A 3,577-nucleotide genomic window follows, 5' to 3' on the forward strand; every position below is an offset into this window, starting at 1 on the left:
TTCATCCGTGGTAAGATGGGTGTAGGTCATTTGTGGTCACTCCTTTGTATTCTTTGGTCGGAATTACAAGTTGAGTGTACCACAAATGGCTGTTTTAGTTGTCTAGCTTAATTTTACAATCGGCGTTGTTAAGACTTTAGGAAATAATAATAGTCAGATTAACGTAGTAAACTGATGAGTCATTCCTAATTGTGCCTTCACAATTACTTACCTTATTCTTTCGCTACTTATAGAGGCATTAACTCTAATTCAATTTTTTCAACCCAAGAACTGATGTTTTCACGAACGAAATCCCAATCAACATCCATTGGTTCTGTTGCATCTACAATTTCTTTGACGCGATCAGTTGTTGCTTCATAAGCCACTTCGTTTAATGGGTGAGAACCAAATTCAGGTGCCCACTCAGCTTGGATTTCATCTCCGCCGAACCACTCAACAAATTCTTGTGCAGCAGTGTAGTCATGATCTTCACCTTTATCTAAGATACCGATTTGTTCACGCATTGTAATTACACCTTGCTCAGGGTTTACAATAACTCCTTCAAATTCATATTGTTCTTCCATTAAAGGTAAAGTACTTGTTGATGTATATGTCATAACAGTTTTTCCGTCTGCAAAGTTTTGCCAAGCGTCTTCACCTTCTGGTGTCATATAACCGTTATTTAAATACTCTTCTACTTGTATCCAACCTTCATCAGAGATACCGTATTCGCCATTCTCATCTTGGTATTGTAGTAGAATACTCATTACTGCCTTTTGGTTTGTTCCTCCACCTAATTCGTTGGGAACCATGTATTTTCCTTGTAAATCAGGATTTGCTGCTAAGTCTTGCCAATTAGAAGGCACTTGATCTTCACTTACAAATTCTGGGTTATAAATCATGAAGATACGTTGCTCTACTAATGGATGGTAGAAACCATTACCAATATTTGCTTCTTCTGGGATTGTTTCTACCCAAGTAGGAACATACTCTAATAATATTTGCTCTTCAGTTAATTGTGCAAAACTTGCTTCATCCATACCGAATGTTACATCAGCTTGTGGTGCATTTTTTTCTGCTAATAAACGGTTAAGGATTTCTCCTCCTCCAGCAGCTACAAATTCTAAAGAAAATCCAGCTTCTTCTGCACGTTCAGCAATCCATTCTTCACGAGAATCAGATAAAGAGTTTGAGTAAACTACGACTTCTTTCATATCTTGAGCTTGCACATTTGATGTTAAACTAGATAAACCTAAACTTGATAATACTGTCCCTGCAACTGTAATAAACCCTAACGCTTTTTTAAGTTTCATAATATTCCTCCTAAATTTTTAACAGCTTTAATATTAACAACCTATTGTAAATTTATCGTAAATTTCAAGTAAATTTTTATCTTTTTATGTAAAGTTTATGTAAATAATATCGATTCCCATTGTAAACACCTTGCAGAATTTCACAATGCACTATTCCTATTTTATGTTTTTAACCCAAAATGTATGTGATAAAAAACGAACTATACGTCTAATAGACATATAGTTCGTTTTTATTTTATTAATATTCATTCAAAGGTGAGTCTCCGAGGCGTCGTAAACTCCCGCGACGGTCCGGAAATGAGCTTGCGGGGCGTGGTGCTAGCTCACGACGCTACGGAAACGGATTTGCGGTCCGTCGTGCCAACTCACGACGCCCCACAACCCCAAACCCAAATAAAAAAGACCTACATTCGCAGGTCTTCCTCACTATTCCTCTTCCAAACTCTCTTTAATCATGTCTTCTTTTAAGGTGAAATAATATAAACCAATCGCAATATCAATCACGGCTGCGATCAATAGCACATTCCAATTTGTGTATAGATGAATGGCTGTCGCTGATACAGCGCCGATTAAGAAGCACAACAGATTCACAATGTGAAAGCGCAGTTTCCAGCGGTCTTCGGTTCCACCTCGGAGATTGCGTCCCAGCTCCACACCAATATCGGTCACTGTTCCAGTTAATATTGTTGTTCGAATGACCAAACCTTTATAGAAGACGAACATCCCATTTTGTAAGCCGAAACTAAAGGCAATATAAATAAGGAAATAGACTGATTGATAACCAAACCAGTTGAACAGTAATAAAATGACACCCATAATAATTAAATAATTTCCGTAATTTAATCGTGGTTGAAACCGGTCAGTTGGATAAAAATACCCTCCAACAGTTGCCCCTACTAAAAAACTGATCGACATGGAGGCCATGTTTAACATCACATCATAATCTCCATGCGCAAACAGGATAGCAACTTTAGTCAAATTACCAGTATGTCCAGCAACTGATTGAGCAAATAATAAGAGCACCATCACATTCAGATAGCCGGCTATGAAGCGAAGCAGCAATATCCAAATTGCCAACTTATAATTTATCTTATGCCTTTCCATTCTGCACTCCCTTTAGATAAAGTAACGATTGTAATTCACTGCGGCTCCCATTAAATTCGCATCATTATAAAAGTGACATTCTTGGACATTGGCTCAATTTCAGATGCGCCGTCTCGGTCTAAAAACATTTTAACCCGTAAAGCGATTCCTTCGACAATATTTTCCCGCACAGAAATGCCGCCTCCGAGCGCAATTAATTCGGATTGATAATCACAGATAAATTATAAATCCCACGCAAGAAAGCTCATAAAGCCATCGATAATTTCTAATGCATTTCAATTACCCGCTTCAGCGATTTCAAATAGTTCAAGACCGTCTTTAATCTGTGCCTCAGCTTGGTTGGCTTTATTATGTTGCTTCATTTGGGAATACGTTGATGCGGCCTTACTTAATGTTGTTTCCGAATCCATTAACATATAGCCAAATTCACTCGCAAATAAGTTTCGCCCTCTTACAGTTGCCTATTCATTGCGACAGCTCCACCAATATCAAAAACTAACACACTCACTTCATCGGGCCTATCTTCTTGATAACACTTTTCTAAATCATTCTAAAACTGACTCCCCTATTAGTCAATATAAAAAAGACGCTAATCCTCGATTAACGCCAAAATTTTGTGTAACCGGCTTTGTCTTCGAGGTTGTATTTTATCAAGGTGTCAATTAATGAAAAGGGGGTTGGATCAGTCCACTTGATGTGAATAATATTATTCGTATGGCTGAGGCCAAGGGCTTCAATCTCTTCTTTGAACTCTTTGATTGGCTTCACTTCAGGCGCTAGGGAAATATGCCCCTTGGAATGGCTAAAACCTATTATATATGTACCTTCATTTGTAAACATTGGTTGATTCCACGCAATTCGCGTATTTAAATTTGGATAATGCTCTTTAACCCAGACTAGAATTTCAGTCAGCTTCTCTTTATGCTCAGGGTCTCCCATGGCATTCAAGTATTCTTCAAATGTTTCCACACCACCACTCCTTGTTATCTCTATAGATTAAGTATACTACAGTACGCAAAAAGCATCTAATCTCAGAGCCTACTCAGGATTAAATGGGTTCTTGAATTTTTGGTGTTGGTGAGAGAAATCTCACTGACACCTTTTTTTGTATGTACACAAAAGCCAGTGAATTCCTATATAATAAAGTTACCATACATTACTAAAAGGAGAATTCACTTGGC

Annotated in this window: 4 protein-coding genes; all 4 read right to left on the reverse strand. The window is 37.8% G+C overall.

All coding sequences use genetic code 11. The annotated features are described in order from the left end of the window. Nucleotides 1-227 precede the first annotated feature (227 nt). The 4 genes from ACEN4N_RS11120 to ACEN4N_RS11135 all read right to left on the reverse strand — a co-directional run bounded on the left by ACEN4N_RS11120 (nt 228) and on the right by ACEN4N_RS11135 (nt 3,365). Complete coding sequence (locus tag ACEN4N_RS11120) at nt 228-1,292, reverse strand: extracellular solute-binding protein (protein ID WP_407094244.1); 1,065 nt, start codon at nt 1,290-1,292, stop codon at nt 228-230. A gap of 426 nt (nt 1,293-1,718) precedes the next feature. Then, nucleotides 1,719-2,396 carry a YoaK family protein gene (locus ACEN4N_RS11125; RefSeq protein ID WP_407094245.1) on the reverse strand — a complete coding sequence of 226 codons (678 nt, stop codon included), beginning with the start codon at nt 2,394-2,396 and terminating at the stop codon, nt 1,719-1,721. A 275-nt stretch (nt 2,397-2,671) separates the two neighbouring features. Beyond that, a complete protein-coding gene (locus ACEN4N_RS11130; protein WP_407094246.1) occupies nt 2,672-2,806 on the reverse strand; it encodes a hypothetical protein in 135 nt (44 codons plus the stop codon). Nucleotides 2,807-2,996: 190 nt separating this feature from the next. Continuing rightward, nucleotides 2,997-3,365 carry an iron chaperone gene (locus ACEN4N_RS11135; protein ID WP_407089684.1) on the reverse strand — a complete coding sequence of 123 codons (369 nt, stop codon included), beginning with the start codon at nt 3,363-3,365 and terminating at the stop codon, nt 2,997-2,999. Nucleotides 3,366-3,577: the final 212 nt, after the last annotated feature.

This window comes from Ruoffia sp. FAM 20857, assembly GCF_045528645.1.
In the GTDB taxonomy this organism is placed as follows: domain Bacteria; phylum Bacillota; class Bacilli; order Lactobacillales; family Aerococcaceae; genus Ruoffia; species Ruoffia halotolerans.

Coding starts and splice junctions, on each gene's coding strand:
- ACEN4N_RS11120 (WP_407094244.1), bottom strand. CDS start 1,292: ATGAAACTTAAAAAAGCGTTAGGGTTTATTACAGTTGCAGGGACAGTA.
- ACEN4N_RS11130 (WP_407094246.1), bottom strand. CDS start 2,806: ATGGATTCGGAAACAACATTAAGTAAGGCCGCATCAACGTATTCCCAA.
- ACEN4N_RS11125 (WP_407094245.1), bottom strand. CDS start 2,396: ATGGAAAGGCATAAGATAAATTATAAGTTGGCAATTTGGATATTGCTG.